The following is a 22,745-nucleotide window of genomic DNA, read 5'->3' as shown; positions in this document are numbered from 1 at the left end:
ACACACAGATGACGACAACTGACACCGGAACGCGCCGCGGCAAGGCCGCGGCCGGCTCCGAGTACCACGCCAAGGACGGGCTGCTGCTCGAGGTGGAGGACCTCTACGTCGAGTTCCACACCGCCGACGGCATCGCCAGGGCCATCAACGGCGTCAACTTCGACCTGTACGAGGGCCAGACGCTGGCCATCCTCGGCGAGTCGGGATCCGGCAAGTCCGTGACGGCGCAGGCCATCATGGGCATCCTGGACGTGCCGCCTGCCGTGATCCCCAAGGGCCAGATCCGCTACTGCGGTGAGGACCTGCTGACCATGCAGGCGGAGAAGCGACGCAAGACCCGTGGCCCGGAGATCTCGATGGTCTTCCAGGACGCGCTGTCCTCGCTCAACCCGGTCTTCCCGGTGGGCTGGCAGATCGCCGAGATGTTCCGCGTGCACCGCGGCATGAACCGCTCCGACTCGCTCGAGCGGGCGATCAAGCTCATGCAGCGCGTGCAGATCCCGGGTGCCAAGGAGCGGGTGAAGGCCTACCCGCACCAGTTCTCCGGCGGGATGCGCCAGCGCATCATGATCGCCATGGCCATCGCGCTCGACCCGGCCGTGCTCATCGCGGACGAGCCGACCACCGCGCTCGACGTGACCGTCCAGGCCCAGATCATGGCGCTGCTGCAGGAGCTCCAGGAGGAGCGCCAGATGGGGCTCATCCTCATCACGCACGACCTGGGCGTCGTGGCCGACGTGGCCGACAAGATCGCGGTCATGTATGCCGGCCGCATCGTCGAGCGCGCGGACGTGTACGACCTGTACCGCCAGCCCGCCCACCCGTACACCAAAGGCCTGCTCGAGTCGATTCCCCGACTGGACCAGAAGGGCCAGCAGCTCGCGGCGATCGGCGGTCTCCCGCCGAACCTCATGCGCATCCCCGAAGGGTGTGCGTTCAACCCGCGCTGCAAGTACGCCCAGGACGTCTGCCGTGAGGACCGTCCCGCGCTGCGGCTCGTTGCTCCCGGCCGTGAGTCCGCCTGCCATTTCGCCGAGGAGGTCCTCAATGGCTGAAGCCATCCTGACCGCGACCGACCTGGTCAAGCACTACCCGATCAAGGGTGGCGTCCTGCGCCGCACCGTCGGCCACGTCAAGGCCGTCGACGGTGTCAGCTTCGAGCTCCTCAAGGGCGAGACGCTGGGCATCGTCGGTGAGTCCGGCTGTGGCAAGTCCACGCTGGGCCGCCTGCTGATGCGCCTGGAGGAGCCCACCTCGGGTTCCGTGGTGTTCGACGGTGTCGACATGTACGCGCAGAAGGGTCGCGCGATGCGCAAGCTGCGTCGCGACATCCAGATCGTGTTCCAGGACCCCTACACGTCGCTCAACCCGCGCAAGACGGTCGGCGACATCGTCGGGGAGCCGTTCGACATCCACCCCGACGTGGTGCCGAAGAAGGGCCGCCGCAAGGCCGTGCAGGACCTGCTCGACCTGGTGGGCCTCAACCCTGAGCACATCAACCGCTACCCGCACCAGTTCTCCGGTGGCCAGCGCCAGCGCATCGGCATCGCCCGGGGCATCGCGCTCAACCCCAAGGTGCTGATCTGCGACGAGCCGGTCTCGGCTCTCGACGTGTCGGTGCAGGCGCAGGTCGTCAACCTCATGGAGAAGCTGCAGGACGAGCTCGGGCTGTCCTACATCTTCATCGCCCACGACCTGTCCGTGGTGCGTCACATCTCCGACCGCGTCGGCGTGATGTACCTCGGCAAGATGGCAGAGCTGGGGGAGGAGGACGACATCTACGGTCGTCCCACCCACCCCTACACCCAGGCCCTGCTGTCGGCCGTGCCGGTGCCGGACCCGACGCTGCGCGACAAGAAGGAGCAGATCGTCCTCAAGGGCGACGTCCCCTCGCCGGCGAACCCGCCCTCGGGCTGCCGGTTCCACACGCGGTGCTTCAAGGCGCAGGACAAGTGCAAGACCGACATCCCACTGCTCGAGCTGCGCCCCGACGGCGCCGGCGAGCACCTGTCGGCCTGCCACTTCGCCCAGCCGCGCGAGATCATCGAGACGATCGACCTCACCGAGCAGGGTGCCGGCAACGCCGTCTGACGTCCCCGCACGGCATACGCACGAACGACCGCGCCGCTCCCCTCGACGGGGGGCGGCGCGGTCGTTGGTTGCCATGCCGTGAGGGTGGCTCCCGCTGCAGGAGTCGCCGTGGGCGGGACCGCGCCCGGAACACGTCGGGACTCAGTCGGCCTCGCCCGAGCGGGCCCGCAGGAGCCTGCGGAGCGACTCGAGCCGGGACGCCCCTGCCGGACCCGCCTGGCCCGACTCGACCCATGCGTCGAGGGCGCACTCGTCCTCGTCGTGGGTGCAGCCGCGGGGGCACAGGCCGGTGCCGGCCTCGAGGTCGGGGAAGTGCTGGATGATGCGGCCCAGGTCGACGTGGGCCAGGCCGAACGAGCGCACACCGGGGGTGTCGATGACCCACCCGTCGCCGTCCGGGAGGCGCAGGGCGACCGCGGAGGAGGAGGTGTGGCGGCCACGGCCGGTGTGGTCGTTGACGATGCCCACCGCCCGTCGTGCGTCGGGCACGAGGCCGTTGACCAGCGTGGACTTGCCGACGCCGGAGTGGCCGACGAAGACGCTCACCCGGCCGACGAGGCGCTCGGTGAGGCCCTCCAGCCCGTCGAAGCCGGACTCGCCCGTCGAGGTGACGACGTTGGGGACGTTGAGCGGGGCGTAGCTCCCGAGGAACTCCGACGGGTCCTTGAGGTCGGCCTTGGTGAGGACGAGGAGGGGCTCCAGGCCGGCGTCGTAGGCGGCGACGAGGCAGCGGTCGATCAGGCGCGGCCGGGGTTCGGGGTTGGCCAGGGCGGAAACGATGACCAGCTGGTCGGCGTTCGAGACGATGACCCGCTCCACGGGGTCGGTGTCGTCGGCGCTGCGCCGCAGCACCGAACGGCGTGGGGTCAGCCGGACGATGCGGGCCAGTCCGTCGGGGTTGCCGGTGGTGTCGCCGACCAGCCCGACGTCGTCGCCGACCACGATGCCCTTGCGGCCGAGCTCGCGCGCCTTCATGGCCGTCACGAGCCGCTCGGGGGCCGCCTTGCGGCCGGTGCCCCGGGGGATGAGCACGGTGTAGCGGCCGCGGTCCACGGCCACCACGAAGCCCGGCACCGCGTCCTCGTGGGCGGGGCGGTCCTTCGACCGCGGACGCGAACCCCTCCGGCTCGGGCGGACCCGGACGTCGCTCTCGTCGTAGTCGGTGGCCTTGCGGTTCATGCGTCCGCTGCGCTGGTGCCCGGCGACACGAGGCGGTGCCACAGCGTGGTGAACTCGGGCAGCGTCTTGGCGACGGTGCCTGCGTCCTCGATGACCAGGCCCGGGCAGCGGAGCCCCAGCACCGCACCGGCCATCACCATGCGGTGGTCGGCGTAGGTGTGGAAGAGGCTGGGCCGCAACGGTTTCGGCTCGATCCGCAGCCCGTCCTCGGTCTCGGTGACCACGGTGCCGAGGGCTCCGAGCTCGCGGGCGAGGGCTGCCAGGCGGTCGGTCTCGTGGCCCCGGATGTGGGCCACGCCGCGGATCACGCTGGGGGAGTCGGCGAGCGCGGCCACGGCCGCCACGACCGGCGTCAGCTCGGACGCGTCGTGCAGGTCCACGTCGATCCCCGACACCTCGCCGGTGCCCGACACCGTCAGCCCCTCGCGGCTGAGGTTCACGTCGGCACCCATGGCGTCGAGGATGTCGCGGATGGCGTCGCCGGCCTGGGTGGTGTGGTGCGGCCAGCCGGGGACCGTCACCCGCCCGCCGGTGACCAGCCCTGCGGCGAGGAACGGTGCGGCGTTGGACAGGTCCGGCTCGACCTGCACGTCGAGGGCGTTGATCTCCGAGGGCTCGACGCGCCAGGTGTCCGGGTCGCTGTCGTCGATGAGGGCACCGGCGTCGCGCAGGGTCTCGACGGTCATCTCGATGTGCGGCTCGGAAGGGACCGGCTTCCCGTCGTGGTGGATCGTGACGCCCCGGTCGTACCTCGGGCCGGCGAGCAGCAGGGCCGAGATGAACTGGGACGACGCCGAGGCGTCCAGGGTCACCGCGCCACCGGGGAGGCTGCCCCGGCCCCGGACGGTGAAGGGCAGCGTGCCACGGCCACCGTCGTCGAGGTCGGCGCCGAGGGCGCGCAGGGCGTCGAGGACCGGCCCCATCGGCCGCACGCGCGCCTGCGGGTCGCCGTCGAACGCCACCGGCCCGGCAGCCAGGGCGGCGACCGGGGGCAGGAAGCGCATGACGGTGCCGGCGAGCCCACAGTCCACCCGGGCGCCGCCGCGCAGCGTCGCCGGCGTGACGACCCAGTCCGGCAGCTCGCCGGAGTGCGCGGTCGTGTCCTCGATCCCGGCTCCCAGCTGCCGCAGCGCCTGGGCCATGAGCAACGTGTCGCGCGAGCGCAACGGGCGACGCAGCCGGGACGGGCCGTTGGCCAGCGCGGCCAGGACGAGGAAGCGGTTGGTGAGCGACTTGCTCCCGGGGAGGACGACGTCGGCGTCGACGGGTCCCGGGGCCGCGGGCACGGACCAGTCGCCCTCTGCAGGCGCCGTGGACGTGGCGCTCAGCGACGGGTCCGAGGGGCGGGTGGGGGGTCGGACGGGATCAGGTGAGGGCATCGTGGGCCTGCGACGCGGCGAGCTTGGCCTCGCGACGGGCGGCACGCGCCGCGTGCTTGGCCTCGCGGCGGGTCTGCTTCGCGACCCGCTTGGCGGAGTCGCTGGCCAGGCCCGCACGGTAGGCGAGACCGGGCTTGCCCTCGGTGTCGACCGAGGCGAGCAGCAGCCCTCCGAGGAGCCCGAGGTTCTTGAGGAACCCGATCCGCTGCGTGGTGCGCACCGCGGGGTCGGTCTCCTCCCAGAACCGGTGTCCCACATACGTCGTCGGCACCAGCGAGCCGACCAGCGCGAGCGAGGCCAGCCGCGGGAAGTGGCCCGTGGCGAGCAGCGCTCCACCACCGACCATCGTCGCGCCGTTGGCGCGGACCAGCAGCTCGGGGTCGTTGGGCAGGCCCAGCGGGGCGACCTGCTCGGCGAACGGGGCCACCTTGGCCTTGAGCGCGGCGGGGTGCCGCAGCTGCTCGAGCCCCTGCACCACGAAGATCGCGGCGAGCATCGGGCGGGCCACACGGCGGACGAGGGTCATGATCACTCCTGTGGACGTCTGGGGAGACGGGTTTTCCCCATCGGCTCCCTTCCTACCGTATGGGGCGCGTCGGCGTCGCTGCGTACCCTGTCCACCATGTGCGGACGGTACGCGGCGACGGCGAATCCCGACGAGCTCGTGGAGGAGTTCGAGGTCGAGCAGGACCGCACCGGCGACCCGTCGCGCAGCATCCTCAAGAACCCCCAGAGCCCGCCGGCGGGCGCCCCCGACTGGAACCTCGCCCCCAGCAAGCAGGCCCCCGTGGTCCTCTCGCGGGTGCCCCGCGACACCGACGAGGCGTATGCCGCGGACGCGGGTCCGGTGCGGCAGCTGCGGTTGCTGACGTGGGGACTGGTCCCGAGCTGGTCCAAGGACACCAAGATCGGGATGCGGATGATCAACGCCCGGGCCGAGTCGGTCCTGGAGAAGAGCTCGTTCGCGAAGGCCGCAGCGTCCCGCCGCTGCCTCGTCCCGGCGCAGGGCTGGTACGAGTGGCAGAAGTCGCCCGTCGCCACCGACGCCAAGGGGAACCCGCGCAAGCAGCCGTTCTTCATGCACCGGGCCGACGGCGACGTCGTGGCGTTCGCCGGTCTCTACGAGTTCTGGCGGGACCGCGAGATCGCCGACAAGGACGACCCGCAGGCCTGGCTGACGACGTTCACGATCATCACGACCGACGCCGAGCCCGGCCTGGACCGGATCCACGACCGCCAGCCGCTCGTCCTCGAGCGCGAGGACTGGGCCACGTGGCTCGACCCGGAGATGACCGACACCGCCGAGGTGGGCGCACTGCTGGCGTTCTCCCGCCCGGGGCGGTTCGAGGCGTACCCGGTGGGCACGGCGGTGTCCTCCAACCGCAGCAACGGGCCCCAGCTCATCGAGCCCGCGGGGGAGGCCGAGCTCGAGGGCGTGGTCGACCCGATGACGGGGGAGATCGTGGGCACCGGCGGTGCGGCCACGTCGCCCGCCCCGGCGTCGACCGCTGTGTCGACCGTGCCGTCCGCCGAGACCGTGGGCGGGGCGAACCCCGCATGACCACGGTGCGCACGGTCGAGGTGCCCACGACGCTGGGGCCTGCCGTGGTGCAGGTGCAGCGGCCCGTCCACGCCCGCGGGACCGTGGTGCTCACCCACGGGGCCAGCGGCCGGGTGGACGGCCGCGACGTGCTCGCCGTCCGCGACGGACTGGTCGCGCAGGGGTGGGCCGTCGCCCTCGTCCACCAGGCGTGGGGCGTGGCCGGCCGCCGCACCCCGCCGCGGCCCGGTCCGCAGGACGAGGCGTGGGTGCCGGTCGTCCAGGCGCTGACCACGGGTCGGGGGAGGCTCCCTCAGCCCCTGGTCGTGGCCGGGAAGAGCAACGGCGCCAGGGTCGCGTGCCGCACCGCCCACCTGGTCGGGGCCGACGCGGTGCTCTGCCTGGCCTTCCCCCTCCACCCGCCGGGCAGGCCGGAGACCTCCCGCGCGGGTGAGCTGCGCGCACCGCTGGCCCACGGCATACCGCTGCACGTGGTCCAGGGCACCCGGGACCCGTTCGGCACCCCCGCGGAGGTCAGGGCGGAGCTTCCCGACCCCGCTCTGGTCACCGAGGTCGTCGGTGAGCACACCGTGAGGGACACCGGGGCCCTGGTCCGCGCTGCCGCGGCGTTCCTCGCCGGGTTGGGGGACCAGCAGGGCGCGGAAGGCTAGAGCGCGCCGCCGGCGGCCTCGGGTGCGGAGGCGTCGTTGCCACCGTCGCCGACGGCCTCGCGGGCGAGGTGGTCCTCGATCTGGAACCAGTCGGTGCCCGCGCGGACCGCGATGGTCAGCAGGGTGTTCATCGAGGAGACCTCCTCGACCTGCTCCTTGAGGAACCACAGCATGAACTGCTCGCCGAGGACGTCGCCCTCCTCACGGGCGGCGCGGAAGAGTGCCTCGATCTGGGCCGTGACGGCCTTCTCCTGGGCGAGGGCGAGCTCGATCGGCGCGGTGGGCTTGTCGAACTCACCGCGGACCTCGTCCACGCCAGGGATGGTCACCGGCCAGTCCCGGTCGAGCATGTACTGGACCATCATCATCGCGTGGTTGCGTTCCTCGACGCTCTGCGCGTAGAAGTGCGCGGCCAGGCGAGGGAGGTCGTGGTCGTCGAACCACACCGCGATCGCGATGTACTGCTGGCTCGCGGTGAACTCGTGCCTCACCTGCTCAGCGAGCAGCTGGACGAAGGTGGGGTTGGCGTGGCGCGACATGGGCCGAGGTTAGCGCGCGGGGAATGACACCCGGGGCGGAGCCGTTGCACGAGATGTCCCCACCCGCAACCGGAGCCCGAGGGTCCTCGACCCGGCCTCCAAGGAGCCGCACCGTGCCAATGCTGACCGCCTCGCCGCCCGAGGGTGGCACGACCGCACCCGTGCAGCTGGGCCTGTCCGCGGGTGCCACGTCGAGCACGACCACCACGACCGGGCCGAGCCGCTCGACGAGCGGGCTAGGCTGGAGGGCAATGACTGAGACCCCTGCCCCCGACGCGACCGTCGACGTGGCCACCGAGTCGCCCGAGGAGCGGCAGGCCCGCTTCCAGCGCGAGGCCATGCCGCTGCTCGACCAGCTGTACTCCGCCGCGCTGCGGACCACGCGCAACCCGGCCGACGCCGAGGACCTCGTGCAGGAGACCTACACGAAGGCCTTCGCCGCGTTCCACCAGTACCGCCCGGGCACGAACTTCAAGGCGTGGATGTACCGCATCCTCACCAACACGTACATCAACAGCTACCGGAAGAAGCAGCGCGAGCCGCTCCAGTCGGACGCGTCGGAGATCGAGGACTACCAGCTCGCCCGGGCCGAGTCCCACAGCTCCGCCGGCCTGCGCTCGGCCGAGACCGAGGCGCTGGACCACCTCCCCGACACCGAGGTGAAGCGCGCGCTGCAGGACCTTCCGGAGGACTTCCGTATGGCGGTGTACCTCGCCGACGTCGAGGGCTTCGCGTACAAGGAGATCGCCGAGATCATGGACACGCCGATCGGCACCGTGATGTCCCGGCTGCACCGAGGCAGGCGGCAGCTGCGTGAGCTGCTGACCGATTACGCCGCCGAGCGCGGCTTCGCGACCCAGGGAGCGGACTCATGATGTGTGGAAGCGACTCAGGTCAGGGAGACGCCGCAGGAGCAGACTGCTCCGAGGTGCTGCACCGGGTCTACGAGTACCTCGACGGCGAGATGACCCGTGACGACACGGAGAAGATCGCCCACCACCTCGAGGCCTGCTCGCCCTGCCTGAAGCAGTACGACCTCGACCAGGCACTCAAGGCGCTCGTGAAGCGCTCCTGCGCCTGCGAGGAGGCACCGGTTCAGCTGCGGACCGAGATCATGGCCCGGATCACGACGATCCGGTACGAGATCTCCGAGTAGCGCCTCCTCGGCAGCGTCGCACCAGACCTGCCGGCACGACCCCGGACACCACGAGAGCGGCGCTTGCGGGCGCGCTTGCTCATGGGTGTCTCCGTCGGGTGGTCCGGTGGCGCCAGGACAGCGCCCTTCCTGCCGTCATTGTCGCACAGCGACATGTGTGCTCCACGCCGCAGAGGGGGAGAAGGCCCCTTTTGAGGAGGTCTGTACACCCCGAAGTTCCAGCGAACCTTCAAGATTTGGCAAAGAAGGAACTACTCCGCCTGCGCGCTCTCGACGGCCGGGACATCATAGTCCTGCGACCACGGTGCACCCCTGACACCTAGGCGCAATGACGGCTCGAAATGGTCCGAACGGATGAGGGACCATCCCCCGAGCAGAAGGAGCACCCCAGCCATGAAGACGATCACCACCATCTTTGAGTCCATCCTCGGCCAGGACGACACGTTCGTCTGGACCCCCACCGACGGCCCGACCGAGTTCGCCCGTGGCTGGGACTGGAAGGGCGTCGACGGCGCTTCGCGTGGCTGGGACTGGAAGGGCCTCGAGAGCATCTGACGCTCCGGGTCCTGATCTTCTGGTCCGGATACGGGCGGGTCGCTCACGCCGTAGATTGGTGACGTGAGCGCCGCCCGATCAGGATCCCAGGCATCGACGCTCTACCGCCCTGCCGTGTTCGCCTATGTCGGAAGCGTCTACGCCTTCACGCTCTCCCTGGTCGTGCTGGCCCTCCACGTCGACGGGCCGCCCCAGGACTGGCCGGCGATCGGTGTCCTGACCGCCCTGGCTGCGGGCGGCGTCCTCCTGCGCGAGACCGAGCTGATCAGCCGGGTGCGCATCAGCTTCCTGAGCATCATCCTCGTCGCGGCCGCGGTGATCGTCGGCCCCGTGGGAGCCGGCATCGTCGGCGCCGTCGCGATGCTCGCCAAGGTGACCAGTGGCCCCAAGGTGGCCACCGCGTTCAACGTGGCGATGATGAGCGGCCTCGGTGTGGCCGGTGGCCTGGTCTACCTCGCAGTCGGCGGCCGCGACATCGTCTCGGCCGACATGTCCGCCGGTGAGGTCCTGCTGCACGTGGGTCTGCCCCTCGTCGTCACCGACGTGACCCAGTGCCTGCTCAACGCCCTGCTCATCGCGCTCGTGCTCCGCGTCTCCAGCGGCAGCCCCATCCGCACCCGCGTCCTCAGCCTGCTGACCACGAGCGGCCTGGCCTACGTCGGGTACGGCGTCATCGGGTTCCTCCTCGTGGTCCTCTGGATCCCCGCCAAGGTCGGGTGGTTCGCCGGGGTGCTCGTCCTCGCACCCCTGCTGGTCGCCCGCTGGGCCTTCGACCAGTACGGCGAGGAGCTCAAGGCGCACGAGCGCACCCTGAAGGCACTCGTCACCGCGGTCGAGACGAAGATGCCCCACAACGTCGGGCACAGTGAGCGCGTCGCCCAGCTGTGCGAGTGGATCGCCGAGGACGTCGGGCTGACGCCCAAGGAGATCCAGGACGTCCGCACCGCGGGCATGCTGCACGACGTCGGCCTGGTGCGGGTGCCGAGCCGGATCCTGCGCTCCCGGAAGGTCCTCGACGACGAGGACCTGGTGATCCTGGCCGACCACGCGCTCGGCGGTGTCGAGCTGATCGAGGAGATCGAGTTCCTCGTAGGGTCCAAGGAGGGCATCGCCCACCACCACGAGCGCTTCGACGGCCTCGGGTACCCCCTGGGCCTGGCCGGGAACGACATCCCGCTCGCCGCGCGCATCATCGCGGTCGCCGACACGTTCGACTGCCTCACCACGGACCGCTCGCACCGTGAGGCCCTCTCGACCCCCGACGCCCTCGAGGCGGTCACCCACAGGTCGGGCACCCAGTTCGACCCGCGCGTCGTCGGAGCGCTCGCCAAGGTCCTGGGTCGGCACGACTGGACGCCGACCCGCCACCCCGAGGACGAGCTCCCGCAGGGGCCCGCCCTCGACCACGACGAGCCCGAGATGTCCGACCGGCTGGCCGGTCGTCCCGACCTGCGCTCGCTGATCCACGGCGCACCCCGGGTCGAGACCCAGCACCTGGCGGGCCGGGCGTGAAGCGGCTGCTCGCGCGCGGCCTCGAGCTCGGTCTCCCCGTCGCCGTCGCCGGAGTGCTGCTCGCCACCGCCTGCTGGGCATCCTTGTCCCAGTTCGGTGCGCTCGGGGTGAGCACGCTGCTCACCCTGGCCGTGTTCGTCGTCGCGATCGCGCTCGGTGAGACGGCCCGCCTCACCGTCCTCGCCGGACGCCTCACGGCCCCCATGTCCTCGGCGGCCGCCCTGGCCCTCGGGCTCGCCGACATCGCGCCGCCGGGTGAACCGCCGGTGGGTGCGGGCGTGGTCATCGTGACGATCGGCGCGGGCATGCTCGTCGGCAACGGACTGCTCGAGGCGAACCGCCGGACGGTCAACTGGTCGGGTCTGTCCGCCCGGTTCATCGGTGCCGCCGTGGTGCCCCTGCTCTACCGCAGCGTCACCTTCGACGGGGTCACGCTCCTCGGCCACGCCGTCATGTGGGACTCCCGGCGCTGGCTCGTGGCCGTGGTGATGCTGTGCGTGGGGTCGGTGGCCATGCTCGTCGACCTGACCCTCCAGGCGGTCGTCCGGGCCGGTCACGAGCACGGACCACTGGTGCGCAGCATCGTCGACGAGATCCGCTCCACGATCGGGCTCGCCACCGCTCTGGTCACGTCCGGGACCCTCATCGCCCTGGCGGCATACTCCCTCGGGGTCGTGGCCCTCCCGCTGTTCCTGTTCCCCCTGGTCCTGACCTACTTCGCCGTCCAGCGGTACGCCTCGATCCGGCAGACCTACCGACAGACCATCGGGGCGCTGTCGTCGCTCACCGACCGCACGCACTACACGGTTCCGCAGCACGCCCAGCGCGTGGCCGAGATCTCGATGGCGGTCGGGCGCGACCTCGGCATGAGCCAGCGCGAGCTGACCGACCTCGAGTACGCCGCACTGCTGCACGACCTGGGCCAGGTGGCGCTGCGCGAGCCGATCCCGCAGGGGGCGACGGTCATGGCCGCCCCGGCGGACCAGCAGCGGATCGCCCACGACGGTGCGGAGATCGTCCGCAGCACGGGTGTCCTCGACAACGTCGCCACGATCATGGAGGCCCAGATCACGCCGTACCGCCAGGTGCGCGAGTTCGGCCAGGACCTGCCCATGGCCAGTCGCATCATCAAGGTGGCCAACGCCTACGACGACCTGAGCGGCCCGAACGGGCTGCACGCCGACCGTGCGATGGAGCGCATCCACCTCGGCCTGGGCTACGAGTACGACCCCCGGGTCGTCGACTCGCTCACCCGCTTCCTGACGCGCCGTCGCCGGACCGGAGCGCCCGGCCAGTAGGGGTCCGGGCGCGCGGCCAGGCGCGACGACGAAGGGCGGCACCGGGACCAGGTCCCGGTGCCGCCCTCGTCCGTGGCGTGGCCCTCGGCTACGGCGTGCCGGTGGTGAGGTGCGCGTCCATGGAGACGTTCTTCTCGACGCGCGGGTCGTCCGCGTCGGCGAAGTAGTCGCCCCGGATCGTCTCGTCCTTGCCGGAGTCGACCTTGAGCGCGTTGAACAGCACGGTGAGGATCGCCGCGATGACCAGGTTGATGACGAAGGCCGTCATCCCGATGTAGCCCATCTTCCCGATGACGGGGATCATGTCGAGCGAGCCGCCGAAGTGGCCCTTGGTCGCCGGGTTGATGACCTTGTAGGCCGTGATGGTGCCGTAGAGCATGCCCACGGCCCATCCCGCGAGGAGCGCCCAGCGGTGGAACCAGCGGGTGTAGAGCCCCGCGACGATCGCCGGGAACGTCTGGAGGATCCAGATGCCGCCCAGGAGCTGGAAGTTGATCGCGTTCTGCTTGTCCAGCGTGAGGACGAAGATCAGGGCGAACGCCTTGACCAGCAGGGACACCAGCTTGCCGACCTTGGCCTCCTGCGCGTGCGTCGCGTCGGGCTTGATCAGGTCGCGGTAGATGTTGCGGGTGAACGTGTTCGCCGCCGCGATCGACATGATCGCCGCCGGCACGAGGGCGCCGATCGCCACGGCGGCGAAGGCCACCCCGGCGAACCACGACGGGAACATGTCCTCGAACAGCTGCGGGATGACGAGCTGGGCGTTCGGCTTGCCGTCGAGGCCGATCGGCTTGGTGCCGGCGGCGATGGCGACCCAGCCGAGCAGGGCCAGCAGGCCGAGCACGAAGGAGTACGCCGGGAGGATCGCGGCGTTGCGGCGGATCGTGTTGCGGCTCGAGCTCGACAGGGTCGCCGTGATCGAGTGCGGGTACATGAACAGGGCGAGGGCCGAGCCGAAGGCCAGCGTCGCGTAGGCCCAGTACTGCTGGGCGTTGGGGATGTACGCGCCGGTGGGCTTGGCCGGGTTGGCCGCGCTCGGCTTGGCCATCTTCGCCTCGGCCGCGCTGAAGACGTGGTCCCAGCCGCCGACCTTGGAGGGCAGGTAGATGACCGCGACGATGATGACGAGGTAGATCAGTGCGTCCTTGACGAAGGCGATGACGGCCGGGGCCCGCAGGCCGCTGGAGTAGGTGTACGCCGCGAGCAGGGCGAACGCGATGAACAGCGGCAGGTCCTTGGCCAGCAGCGAGGAACCACCGACGCCGGCCACCTCGAGGACGGCCTGGATGCCGACGAGCTGCAGGGCGATGTACGGCATCGTCGCGAGGATCCCCGTGACCGACACGGCGACCGAGAGGCTGCGCGAGCCGTAGCGACCCTTGACGAAGTCGGCCGGCGTGACGTAGCCGTGCCGGTGGCTGACCGACCAGAGGCGGGCCATGAAGATGAAGATGATCGGGTAGAGCACGATCGTGTAGGGCACCGCGAAGAAGCCGCTGACGGACCCGAGCGCGAACATCGCCGCCGGCACCGCGACGAACGTGTAGGCCGTGTAGAGGTCACCGCCGAGCAGGAACCACGTCACCCAGGTGCCGAAGCGGCGGCCACCGAGGCCCCACTCGTCGAGCGACTCCATCGAGTCGGCCTGGCGCCACTTCGTGGCCCAGAAGCCCATCACCGTGACGAGCAGGAAGAGCACGATCAGGACGGACAGGGCGACACCGTTGACGCCGCCGGTGCCGGTCGCCGCCGGAACGAGGGTGCTCATCGGACGTTCTCCTCACGCGAGCGGTGGTCGGGGTGTCCCGGCATCGGGCGGTGCGGCCGCGCCTTGAGCACGAGGCGGTACGCGGCATACGTCATGGCCGAGCAGAGGAACACCCAGAGGAACTGGTACCAGATGAAGAACGGGAAGCCCCAGAGCTCGGGGTCCTTGCGCGAGTAGCTGCTCACCCAGAGCAGCGCGATCATCGGGAGGGCCAGCAGCACGGCGGCGACCGCCAGCAGCCCCTTGTTGGCAGGTGGAACGGTGTCGTGGTCGACGTCGGTGTCAGCACTCACGGTGACCTCCAGGTGGAAGTGGGGACGGCGGGCACGCAGTCCGGAAGGCACCGTATGCCCGACTCGCAGGTAATGGTGGGATGCGACGCGGAGGGGGCCGACCTCGGCAGAGGTCGGCCCCCGGTGGGTGAGGGAGCGGATCAGTGATCTCCGTGCCCTGCGCGGCAGGGGTTCCTGAGGTCCCCGCTGTTGAAGTTGTTGATGCGCGTGGTCGTGGTGAAGCCGACCGTGGGGTAGACCGTCTTCAGCAGCGGCCCGTACTCCGAGGTCGAGGTGCCCCCGAAGGTCCTGGTCGTCCCCGGGATGAACCGCCCACCTTCCTGCCACATGCACCGTCCGTGCGCCTTGGCGGTCGTGAAGATCGGGTAGAACTGCGCCCCGTGCGGCGGGTTCACGCAGTTCGCACCAGTGACCCGGTCGCAGAACGGAGGGCTGTCCTGGGAGTCGGCTGCCTCGATGCGGGGCAGGTCGGTCTCGAAGGCGACCCTCGAGTACTGCGTCCTGCCGTTGGCCACGGGGCTGGTGAACCGGACCGGTGACGGGTGCAGGGCGCGGTCGAGGGCGACGTTGCGGAACGTCCCGGGCCAGTCGTTACGGTAGGACTGGCCGTCGAAGTCCTCGTCGGCACTGAAGCACCCGTTGATCTTGACCAGGGTGGAGTCCTCCGCCGGGACGCAGAAGCTGTTGCCGTCGTCCTCGTCGAGGCCGCCGGCGTCCTGGCTGCCGGGATCGGTGCAGTTGAAGGCCGCATCGAGGGCCAGGCAGTTCTCGAAGTGCCCGATCTCGTCGGACATCGCCACGTTGTAGGTGTGGGCCGACCACGTGTTGCCCCGCGGGTTCGCCGTGGAGTACTCCGGGTGGAAGGCGTATGGCGCGGCCTGGCACGTGTTCGACGTGGGCGTGTAGAGGACGTGGCCGAACCCGTTGGCCACCGAGGCGGTCATCGATCCGTCCCGGCCGGTCGTGAGGTCGTCGAGGTCGATCCGCAGCCCTGCGGTGGTGTCGTGCATGTGGATCCGGATCCGGTCACCGGGGTTCATGAACAGGTCCTTGGCGGGGTCGGGGGAGACCGCCGTCAGGTCCGGGTTGTCGAAGGTGCCGGTGAACAGGGGGTTGGCCGGTGCCTGCGAGTGACCGTCGCGGGTGATGTACGCCCAGTTGATGGGCTCCACTCCACCCAGCAGGTAGTTGTCGCACGCCGCCGTGTTGGCGACCCCCGTGTTCTGGTCGAGGTTGAAGCTGTCGATCGTCATGGCCGCGCAGTACTGCGTCGCCGTGCAGCCGAAGCCCTCGAACTGCGGCACGTACCCCGGTCCGTAGAACTGCAGCTCCATGTAGGCGTTGCCGGGGTGCTTGCCGATGTAGTCGGGGGCGGTCGGGTCGGTGCCGACGAGGTCGTTGCGGTCGGAGTCGGGGATGCAGGTCTTGGTGAACTCCGGCGCAGACTCGGTGTCGCAGAGAGTGAGGCCGAACCAGAAGGTCGGCCGGAGCTGGAAGTTCCAGGTGGAACCGGTCGCCCCGGACGCCGTGGGCTGGGTCCTGGGGTCGCGCGGGAGCTCGACCGTGTAGGTGATGTCGTTGCCGGAGCCGCGCACTCCCGACTTGAACAGGACGGACGGCTCGTCGTGGCCGACGTACTCGCCGGCGGGGTTGTCGAACGTGTCCGCGCAGAGGGAGGAGCGCCCTTGGCAGAGGGGCTCGCGGTACGCCGGGTGGGCGCTGGCCGACGCGGCCGACGCAGAGGCCGGCGCGGAGGCCGACGGTCGAACGCTGGCTGCCGCTCCGGCGGACCAGAACGGAGTCAGGCAGAGCAGGCACGCCGTTCCCAGCGCGAGGAGAGTTGGTCGTTTCACAGGCTTCACCTTTGTGGCCGTGTGACAGCCTGGGCCAAGCCGAACCGGGGTCGCCCCGACGGGTGGACCCCTCCGCCCCTTCGCGGACCCAGGGTGTCGTGGATCCGGAAATCGTGCAGACGTCGGATCGTGCGGCTACCGGCGTCCTGTCACCCGCGCCCGGCCCCAGCAGGACTCGGCCTGGGTGGGCGGGCTGGGACGCCTCAGGCGGAGTGGTCGGGGCCGTTCGTGGGCCGTCAACAACCGGCCAGTGTACGCCGACCGGGATCCACGCAGTAGGGGCAGAGCAGACGCCCGCCCCGATGGCTCGGGACGGGCGTCACAGGGGACCAGAGGGCTCAGGCCTTCTTGGTCTCCTTGAAGATCGCGTCGATCTCGTCGATCTTGGCGAGCAGCTCGTCGGCCTTGCCGGCGTCGAGCTCGCCCTTGGTGCCAGAGGCACCCGCCAGCTTGGTCGCCTCGTTGAAGAGGGTGTGCAGCTGGGGGTACTTCTCGAAGTGCGGCGGCTTGAAGTAGTCGGTCCACAGCACCCAGAGGTGGTGCTTGACGAGCTCGGAGCGCTGCTCCTTGATGACGATCGCACGGGTGCGGAAGTCGGGGTCGTCGTTGTCGGCGACCTTGGCGATGATCGCCTTGATCGACTCGGCCTCGATGCGGGCCTGGGCGGGGTCGTACACGCCACAGGGGAGGTCGCAGTGGGCGCTGACCTCGGTGGTACGGAAGATGCGGGAGAGCATGCGGATCCCTTCTGCGAGACGGATGATCACGAGCTCCTTCAACCTACCCCGCGTCCCCGGTGGTCGCACGGCCCCCCCTGCGGCTTCCCGGCACCCGGACCCGCTGCGGGATCCGGAACAGCACCAGCGCCCTGATCTGGTCGCGGGCCAACGAACCGATGCCGTGGGTCCACGAGTCGGCCACACCTAACAGGCCCTGGTTGTCGGACTCCACCCAGTACCGCGTGCGGTCCGCGGGATCGCGCATCGTCACCCGCTTGATCGCGAGGGGACGCGGCACGCCCTCGTCGTCCGGGGGGAGCCGCACGATGGCGAGCCGTCCCAGGCGCGGTGGTGCGCCCTTGAGGACGACCATGCGGTCGCCGGTGTGCAGGGTCGGCTCCATCGACCGACCCCGCACCACGACGACGCCGAGGCCGAGCGGCATCAGTGCTCTTCCTCCTGGCGCATCCGTCGCAGGAAGGACCTGGTGCGCTCGTGCTGGGGGTTCGAGATGACCTCGGACGGCGGTCCCTGCTCGACGACGACCCCCCCGTCCATGAAGACGACCCGGTCGGCGACCTCACGGGCGAAGCCCATCTCGTGGGTCACGACGATCATCGTCATGCCGTCCTTGGCGAGGTCGCGCATGACCTTGAGCACCTCGCCCACCAGCTCGGGGTCGAGCGCGGAGGTCGGCTCGTCGAAGAGCATGAGCTTGGGGCGCATCGCGAGCGCCCGGGCGATGGCGACCCGTTGCTGCTGCCCACCCGAGAGCTGGGCGGGGTAGGCGCCCGGCTTGTCCTCGAGGCCGACCTGCTTGAGCAGGGCCAGCGCGCGCTCGCGGACGTCCTTCTTCTTCTCACCCTTGACCTGGACGGGCGCTTCCATGACGTTCTCGAGCGCGGTCATGTGCGGGAAGAGGTTGAACCGCTGGAACACCATCCCGATGTCGCGGCGCTGGGCGGCCACGGCCTTGTCGGTGAGGTGGTGCAACGTGCCGCCGCGGTCCTCGAACCCGATGAGGTCGCCGTCGACCCAGATGCGGCCGCCGTCGATCGTCTCGAGCTGGTTGATGCAGCGCAGGAAGGTCGTCTTGCCCGAGCCTGAGGGACCTAGCAGGCAGACGACCTCGCCCTTGCTGACGTCCATGTCGATGCCCTTGAGCACCTCGTTGCCGTGGAACGCCTTGGTGACGTTGAGGGCGTGGACGAGGAGGGTGTCCTTCGCGTGGGTGCTCATCAGGCGCCTCCCGCCCCGCCCTTGAAGGACAGCATCCGGGTCTTCTGTGTCGGGCCGCTCGCGCCGAAGCCGCGACCGAAGCGCTTCTCGAGGAAGTACTGCCCGACCATGAGGACGCTGCACAGGATCAGGTACCACGCGGTGGTCGCCACGTACGAGGGCATGATCTGCAGGGTCCGGGTGCCGACGGCCGTCGCCTGGTAGTAGAGCTCGGTGTTGATCGGGATGGCGATGAACAGCGAGGTGTCCTTGACCATGGCGATGGTCTCGTTGCCCGTCGGCGGGACGATGACGCGCATGGCCTGGGGCAGCACGATGCGGCGCATGGTCTTGCCGGCCGGCATGCCGAGCGCCTGGGCAGCCTCCGTCTGGCCCTTGTCGACCGACTGGATGCCGGCGCGGGCGATCTCGGCCATGTACGCGGCCTCGGACAGGCCCAGGCCGATGATGCCCATCATGATCGTGGAGCTGAACTGGTTGACGTCGAGGCTGAAGAAGGTCAGGTCGTTGCTGAGCCCCAGCCAGTGGGCGAACTGCTGGCTGAAGGGCAGGGGTCCGATGTCGAGCGCCGGGTAGAGGAAGCCGAGTCCGGTGCCGAGCATGCCGAGCAGCACGATGCGGGGGATGGCCCGGAAGAACCAGGTGTAGACGAACGAGACGCCACGCAGCACCGGGTTCGTGGATAGTCGCATGATGCCGATGACCACACCGAGGAAGACGCCGAGGACCATGGCGCCGATCGTGCCGACGATGGTGCCCTTCACCAGGCCCTCGAGGACCGGGTTGAAGTTCATGATCTTCAGGGCGTAGGGGAAGTTCCACTTCTCGTTCGTGACGAACGAGCTGACGAGCATGGCGACGAACACCGCGATGACCGCCACGGCGACCCACCGCCACGGGTGGCGGACCGGCCGGGCGTGGATCGCGCCCGGCCGGTCCTGGGTGGCTTCAGACATCAGTGACCCGGATCAGGGGTTGACGGCGAAGTCGGTGATGGCGCCGGTGTCGTTGCCCCACTTGTCGAGGGCGGCCTTGTAGCTGCCGTCGGTGCCCATCGCCTTGAGTGCGTCGGCGATGGCCTGGGCGAAGTCGGTCTCGTCCTTCGGCACGACGAACCCGTAGGGGGCGGCGTCGTAGATGTCACCGAGGGCCTCGAGCTGGCCGCCGGTCTGCTTCACGGCATACAGGCCCACGGGGGAGTCGGCGAGCATGGCGTCCGACTTGCCCGAGATGACGCTCGCGGTGACCTTGCTCTGGTCGGCATCGATGATCTGCTTGATGGCCGGCTTGCCGGCGTCGGTGCACTTCTTCGAGCGGGCGGTGAGGTCGTCGATCTGGACGGTGCCCTTCTGCACGCCGATGTTCAGGCCGCAGGCGTTGTCGATGTCGACCTTCTTCGGGTTGCCCTTCTTGACCGCCCACTGGGTGCCGGCGTTGAAGTAGCTCACCATGTTGACGCTCTTCTTGCGCTCGTCGTTGATGGTGAAGGAGGAGACGCCGACGTCGTACTTGCCGGAGGTCACACCCAGGATGATCGTGTCGAAGCCGGCGTTCTGGAACTCGGCCTTGAGGCCGAACTTGGCGGCCACGGCGCTGAACAGGTCGACGTCCATGCCCTGCACGGTCTTGCCGTCGTCGGCGAGGAACTCGTTGGGGGCGTAGGAGGCGTCGGAGCCGACGACGATCTTGCCCGCGTCCTTGATCTTCTGGGGGACCTTGGCGGCGAGGGCCGGGTCGACCGACGCACTGCTCGAGGAGCTCGTGCTCGACGTGCTCGACGAGCTCGACGACGAGCCGTCGAGGGAGTCGGAGCCGCACGCGGTCAGGGCCAGGCTGGCGACGGCCAGCCCGGCGAACAGGACGGCGGTGGGGCGGAGGCGGTGCGTCATGCGAAGGGGTTCCTTCCTCGGATGCTGCGTGGGGAGTGACGTGGGTCGCTCCACCGGGGTTGTTGCGCATCCTGCCAGCATGGGACCGGGGTTGCGGTAGATCTCGGATTCCGAAACCGTCTCGAAAGCGAGACAGTCCGAGCGCGAACGCGACCCGGGTCACAGTCCCGTGACAGGGGTGTACGGCCGTCGACGCCTGTGCCACCATGAACCGGCGGGTAACCCCCGTCTCCATGCGTTTGATTGGCCACACCCCGGCCCGACTGATCGTCCGGCTGCGTCGGCTGTGCCCCACGCATCTTCTCCCTCCTTAGTTCCCTGAGGTGACTTCTCCATGACTGCGAATGCAGTGACGTCCGCGTACCCGCTCTTCGACCCGACCGACCCGGTCTTCCGGGCGCACGAGGGCGGCAAGCTCGGGGTACACGCCACGCAGCCCCTGCGCGACCGGGCCGACCTCGCGCTCCTCTACACGCCGGGCGTCGCGGACGTCTCGCGCGCCATCGCCCTCGACCCCTCGCTCGCCGCCCGGTACACCGCCCGCAGCAACACCGTGGCGGTGGTCACCGACGGCACCGCGGTGCTGGGCCTGGGCGACATCGGACCCCTCGCGGCCATGCCCGTGATGGAGGGCAAGGCCGTCCTGTTCAAGCACTTCGGCGCGGTCGACGCGGTACCCGTGTGCATGGAGACGGGCACGGTGGACGAGCTGGTCGACGCCATCGCCCGGATCGCCCCGACGTACGGGGGCATCAACCTCGAGGACATCTCGGCCCCCCGGTGCTTCGAGATCGAGCGCCGCCTCCAGGAGCGGCTGGACATCCCGGTGTTCCACGACGACCAGCACGGCACCGCGATCGTGGTGCTCGCCGGGCTCATCAACGCCGCCACGGTGGTGGGCCGGAGGCTCGACTCGCTGCGCGTGGTCGTGTCCGGTGCCGGTGCGGCGGGGGTGGCCGTGACGCGGCTGCTCGCGCGGGCGGGCGTGGCTGACATCGTCGTCTGCGACTCCCGCGGCATCGTCGCCCCCGGGCGCACCGACCTCGCCGACCACAAGCGCCGCCTCGCGGCGACCACGAACCCCCGTGGCCTGACCGGTTCGCTGGGCGACGCCCTCGTCGGTGCCGACGTCTTCGTGGGGGTGTCGGGTGGCGTCGTGCCCGAGCATGAGCTCGCCCGCATGGCCCGGGACGGGATCATCTTCGCGCTGGCCAACCCCGACCCGGAGGTCCACCCGGACGTCGCCTCCCGGTATGCCGCGGTGGTCGCCACCGGTCGCTCGGACTTCCCCAACCAGATCAACAACGTGCTGGCGTTCCCCGGGATCTTCCGCGGTGCCCTCGACTCCGGGGCGCCCCAGGTCACCGAGGCGATGAAGCTCGCCGCAGCGCGCGCCATCGCCGACCTGGTCCCGGAGCCGACCGCCGACGAGATCGTGCCGAGCGTCTTCGCGCCCGGGGTCGCCGACGCGGTGGCCGCCGCGGTGGTGGCCTGCGCCCGGTCGGCCGGGGGGACCTACCCGGCGAGGGAGGCGTAGAACTCCCGGCACGCGGCATACGAGGGGAGCAGGCCCTGCTCCGCGGCCTCGGCGAGCGTGGGCGCAGCAGCGTCCTTTGCCGACAGCAGCGGGGCCTGCATCCCCTCGGGGAGCTCGAGGCCGACCTGCGGGTCCAGCGGGTGGATGCCGTGCTCGCGACCGGGGTTGTAGGGGGCGGTGACGAGGTACATCGCCGTCGTGTCGTCCTCGAGGGCCGCGAAGGCGTGGCCCATGCCCTCGGGGAGGTAGACGGCGCGGCGGTCCCTGGTGTCGAGCAGGACCGCCTCCCACTGGCCGAACGTCGGTGAACCCACCCGGATGTCGACGACGAAGTCGACGAGGGAGCCGGACAGGGCGGTGATGTACTTCGCCTGCGACGGGGGGACATCCGCGAAGTGGATGCCGCGGACGGTGCCGCGCGAGGACACGGAGACGTTCGTCTGGACCACCTGGGGGCGGTGTCCGAGGTGCTCGGCGAGCAGGTCGCCGCGGAACGACTCGAGGAACACGCCCCGGTCGTCGGGGAACTGCCGCGGGGTGATCTCGTAGGCGTCGGCGATCGACAGGGGGCGGACCTCCATCAGAGTGCCCCCCGCTTCTCGGCGAGCAGCCCGGCGAGGTGCACGCCGTAGCCGCTCTTGGTCAGGGCGGTCGCCAGCGCCTCGAAGGTCTCGTCGTCGATCCAGCCGTTGCGCCAGGCGATCTCCTCGACGCAGCCGATCTTCTGGCCCTGCCGCTGCTCGACCACGTGGACGAACTGGGCCGAGTCCATCAGTCCCTCGAAGGTGCCGGTGTCGAACCAGGCCGTGCCGCGCGGCAGCACGGTGACGCTGAGGTCGCCGCGACGCAGGTAGGCGTCGTTGACTCCCGTGATCTCGAGCTCGCCACGGGGGCTGGGCTCGAGGTCGCGTGCGATCTGGACCACGTCGTTGTCGTAGAAGTAGAGACCGGGCACGGCGTACGACGACTTCGGGCGCTCGGGCTTCTCCTCGATCGAGAGCACCGTGCCGTCCTCGGCGAACTCCACGACGCCGTAGGCCGACGGCTCGGTCACGTGGTAGGCGAAGATGTGCCCGCCGCTGACGGTGGTGTTGGAGCGCAGGGCCGTGCCGAGGCCGGTGCCGTAGAAGATGTTGTCGCCGAGGACGAGGGCCACGGAGTCGTCACCGATGAAGTCCGCGCCGATGATGAACGCCTGGGCCAGCCCGTCGGGGCTGGGCTGCGCGGCATACGTGAGCTCGATGCCCCACTGCGAGCCGTCGCCGAGCAGGCGGACGAACTGCGACTGGTCGTCGGGGGTGGTGATGATGAGGACCTCGCGGATCCCGGCCATCATCAGCGTGGAGAGCGGGTAGTAGATCATCGGCTTGTCGTAGATCGGCATGAGCTGCTTGCTGATCCCGAGCGTGATCGGGTGCAGGCGCGTGCCGGAGCCGCCGGCCAGGATGATCCCCTTCATGGGACAGACCCTACTGACCGCGGCGATGTGCCGGAGGGCGAGCGGGTACCCCGGCCTGCTCCGATAAC

General features: G+C 70.1%; 24 protein-coding genes. 10 read left to right on the top strand and 14 right to left on the bottom strand.

Translation table 11 applies throughout. From position 1 onward, the window contains the following. Positions 1–8: 8 nt before the first annotated feature. Together ASC58_RS02925 and ASC58_RS02920 are read left to right on the top strand one after the other, a co-directional pair. Complete coding sequence (locus ASC58_RS02925; protein WP_082552864.1) at positions 9–1,055, top strand: ABC transporter ATP-binding protein; 1,047 nt, start codon at positions 9–11, stop codon at positions 1,053–1,055. Continuing rightward, complete coding sequence (locus ASC58_RS02920) at positions 1,048–2,091, top strand: ABC transporter ATP-binding protein (protein ID WP_056915301.1); 1,044 nt, start codon at positions 1,048–1,050, stop codon at positions 2,089–2,091. The genes ASC58_RS02925 and ASC58_RS02920 overlap by 8 nt, the downstream gene beginning before the upstream one ends. Positions 2,092–2,232: 141 nt before the next feature. On the opposite strand, the gene rsgA is transcribed toward ASC58_RS02920, so the two are convergent. From rsgA to ASC58_RS02905, 3 genes are read right to left on the bottom strand one after another with little or no spacing between them, the layout of a single operon-like run. Continuing rightward, on the bottom strand, positions 2,233–3,270 hold the full coding sequence (rsgA, locus tag ASC58_RS02915) for a ribosome small subunit-dependent GTPase A (RefSeq protein ID WP_056915300.1): 1,038 nt from the start codon (positions 3,268–3,270) through the stop codon (positions 2,233–2,235). Then, the gene (gene aroA / locus ASC58_RS02910; protein WP_082552863.1) at positions 3,267–4,649 is read right to left on the bottom strand and encodes a 3-phosphoshikimate 1-carboxyvinyltransferase; all 1,383 of its coding nucleotides are present in this window, start codon (positions 4,647–4,649) and stop codon (positions 3,267–3,269) included. Before aroA ends, rsgA begins: the two co-directional genes overlap by 4 nt. Continuing rightward, a complete protein-coding gene (locus ASC58_RS02905) occupies positions 4,636–5,175 on the bottom strand; it encodes a DoxX family protein (RefSeq protein ID WP_056915299.1) in 540 nt (179 codons plus the stop codon). Before ASC58_RS02905 ends, aroA begins: the two co-directional genes overlap by 14 nt. Before the next feature lie 96 nt (positions 5,176–5,271). Between ASC58_RS02905 and ASC58_RS02900 the strand changes: the two genes are divergently transcribed. Both ASC58_RS02900 and ASC58_RS02895 read left to right on the top strand, forming a co-directional pair. Then, on the top strand, positions 5,272–6,210 hold the full coding sequence (locus tag ASC58_RS02900) for an SOS response-associated peptidase (RefSeq protein WP_082552862.1): 939 nt from the start codon (positions 5,272–5,274) through the stop codon (positions 6,208–6,210). After that, the gene (locus ASC58_RS02895) at positions 6,207–6,860 is read left to right on the top strand and encodes an alpha/beta family hydrolase (RefSeq protein WP_056915298.1); all 654 of its coding nucleotides are present in this window, start codon (positions 6,207–6,209) and stop codon (positions 6,858–6,860) included. Before ASC58_RS02900 ends, ASC58_RS02895 begins: the two co-directional genes overlap by 4 nt. Here the strand turns inward: ASC58_RS02895 and ASC58_RS02890 are convergent. Next, complete coding sequence (locus tag ASC58_RS02890) at positions 6,857–7,399, bottom strand: ferritin (RefSeq protein WP_056918280.1); 543 nt, start codon at positions 7,397–7,399, stop codon at positions 6,857–6,859. The two genes, ASC58_RS02895 and ASC58_RS02890, sit on opposite strands and share 4 nt — an antisense overlap. Positions 7,400–7,650: 251 nt before the next feature. Here ASC58_RS02890 and ASC58_RS02885 point away from each other — a divergent pair, with 251 nt between their 5' ends. From ASC58_RS02885 to ASC58_RS02870, 5 genes are all read left to right on the top strand, one after another. Next, the gene (locus ASC58_RS02885) at positions 7,651–8,274 is read left to right on the top strand and encodes a sigma-70 family RNA polymerase sigma factor (protein WP_056917216.1); all 624 of its coding nucleotides are present in this window, start codon (positions 7,651–7,653) and stop codon (positions 8,272–8,274) included. Positions 8,275–8,327: 53 nt separating this feature from the next. Beyond that, a complete protein-coding gene (gene rsrA / locus ASC58_RS02880; RefSeq protein ID WP_235529062.1) occupies positions 8,328–8,555 on the top strand; it encodes a mycothiol system anti-sigma-R factor in 228 nt (75 codons plus the stop codon). A 393-nt stretch (positions 8,556–8,948) separates the two neighbouring features. Then, positions 8,949–9,110, top strand: coding sequence for a hypothetical protein (locus ASC58_RS20865; protein WP_157581381.1), 162 nt, complete (start codon positions 8,949–8,951; stop codon positions 9,108–9,110). 63 nt (positions 9,111–9,173) lie between these two features. After that, the gene (locus ASC58_RS02875; RefSeq protein ID WP_157598333.1) at positions 9,174–10,622 is read left to right on the top strand and encodes an HD-GYP domain-containing protein; all 1,449 of its coding nucleotides are present in this window, start codon (positions 9,174–9,176) and stop codon (positions 10,620–10,622) included. Then, the gene (locus ASC58_RS02870; protein ID WP_056918278.1) at positions 10,619–11,920 is read left to right on the top strand and encodes an HD-GYP domain-containing protein; all 1,302 of its coding nucleotides are present in this window, start codon (positions 10,619–10,621) and stop codon (positions 11,918–11,920) included. The genes ASC58_RS02875 and ASC58_RS02870 overlap by 4 nt, the downstream gene beginning before the upstream one ends. A gap of 88 nt (positions 11,921–12,008) precedes the next feature. On the opposite strand, the gene mctP is transcribed toward ASC58_RS02870, so the two are convergent. From mctP to ASC58_RS02830, 8 genes are all read right to left on the bottom strand, one after another. Further along, positions 12,009–13,688 carry a monocarboxylate uptake permease MctP gene (gene mctP, locus ASC58_RS02865; protein WP_056918277.1) on the bottom strand — a complete coding sequence of 560 codons (1,680 nt, stop codon included), beginning with the start codon at positions 13,686–13,688 and terminating at the stop codon, positions 12,009–12,011. After that, on the bottom strand, positions 13,685–13,981 hold the full coding sequence (locus tag ASC58_RS02860) for a DUF3311 domain-containing protein (protein ID WP_200947709.1): 297 nt from the start codon (positions 13,979–13,981) through the stop codon (positions 13,685–13,687). The genes mctP and ASC58_RS02860 overlap by 4 nt, the downstream gene beginning before the upstream one ends. A 140-nt stretch (positions 13,982–14,121) precedes the next feature. Further along, positions 14,122–15,834 carry a hypothetical protein gene (locus tag ASC58_RS02855; protein ID WP_056918276.1) on the bottom strand — a complete coding sequence of 571 codons (1,713 nt, stop codon included), beginning with the start codon at positions 15,832–15,834 and terminating at the stop codon, positions 14,122–14,124. Positions 15,835–16,172: 338 nt separating this feature from the next. Then, positions 16,173–16,571: a superoxide dismutase, Ni gene (gene sodN, locus ASC58_RS02850; RefSeq protein ID WP_056917214.1), complete on the bottom strand. Its 399-nt coding sequence runs from the start codon at positions 16,569–16,571 to the stop codon at positions 16,173–16,175. Between the two features lie 43 nt (positions 16,572–16,614). After that, positions 16,615–16,998 (bottom strand): S24/S26 family peptidase, encoded by a 384-nt coding sequence (locus ASC58_RS02845; protein WP_056918275.1) that lies wholly within the window; start codon positions 16,996–16,998, stop codon positions 16,615–16,617. Then, entirely contained in the window at positions 16,998–17,792 is a 795-nt protein-coding gene (locus ASC58_RS02840) for an amino acid ABC transporter ATP-binding protein (RefSeq protein WP_056915290.1), read from the bottom strand. The genes ASC58_RS02845 and ASC58_RS02840 overlap by 1 nt, the downstream gene beginning before the upstream one ends. Then, positions 17,792–18,748 (bottom strand): amino acid ABC transporter permease, encoded by a 957-nt coding sequence (locus tag ASC58_RS02835; protein ID WP_056918274.1) that lies wholly within the window; start codon positions 18,746–18,748, stop codon positions 17,792–17,794. Before ASC58_RS02835 ends, ASC58_RS02840 begins: the two co-directional genes overlap by 1 nt. Before the next feature lie 12 nt (positions 18,749–18,760). Continuing rightward, entirely contained in the window at positions 18,761–19,681 is a 921-nt protein-coding gene (locus ASC58_RS02830; RefSeq protein ID WP_056918273.1) for an ABC transporter substrate-binding protein, read from the bottom strand. A gap of 334 nt (positions 19,682–20,015) precedes the next feature. Between ASC58_RS02830 and ASC58_RS02825 the strand changes: the two genes are divergently transcribed. Then, on the top strand, positions 20,016–21,218 hold the full coding sequence (locus tag ASC58_RS02825; RefSeq protein ID WP_056918272.1) for an NADP-dependent malic enzyme: 1,203 nt from the start codon (positions 20,016–20,018) through the stop codon (positions 21,216–21,218). On the opposite strand, the gene ASC58_RS02820 is transcribed toward ASC58_RS02825, so the two are convergent. Next, positions 21,197–21,799: a dTDP-4-dehydrorhamnose 3,5-epimerase family protein gene (locus ASC58_RS02820; RefSeq protein ID WP_056915286.1), complete on the bottom strand. Its 603-nt coding sequence runs from the start codon at positions 21,797–21,799 to the stop codon at positions 21,197–21,199. The two genes, ASC58_RS02825 and ASC58_RS02820, sit on opposite strands and share 22 nt — an antisense overlap. Then, positions 21,799–22,677, bottom strand: coding sequence for a glucose-1-phosphate thymidylyltransferase RfbA (gene rfbA, locus ASC58_RS02815; protein WP_056918271.1), 879 nt, complete (start codon positions 22,675–22,677; stop codon positions 21,799–21,801). Before rfbA ends, ASC58_RS02820 begins: the two co-directional genes overlap by 1 nt. Positions 22,678–22,745: the final 68 nt, after the last annotated feature.

This window comes from Phycicoccus sp. Root101, from assembly GCF_001426245.1.
In the GTDB taxonomy this organism is placed as follows: Bacteria; Actinomycetota; Actinomycetes; order Actinomycetales; family Dermatophilaceae; genus Pedococcus.
This window is presented reverse-complemented; position numbering and strand designations above follow the sequence as displayed.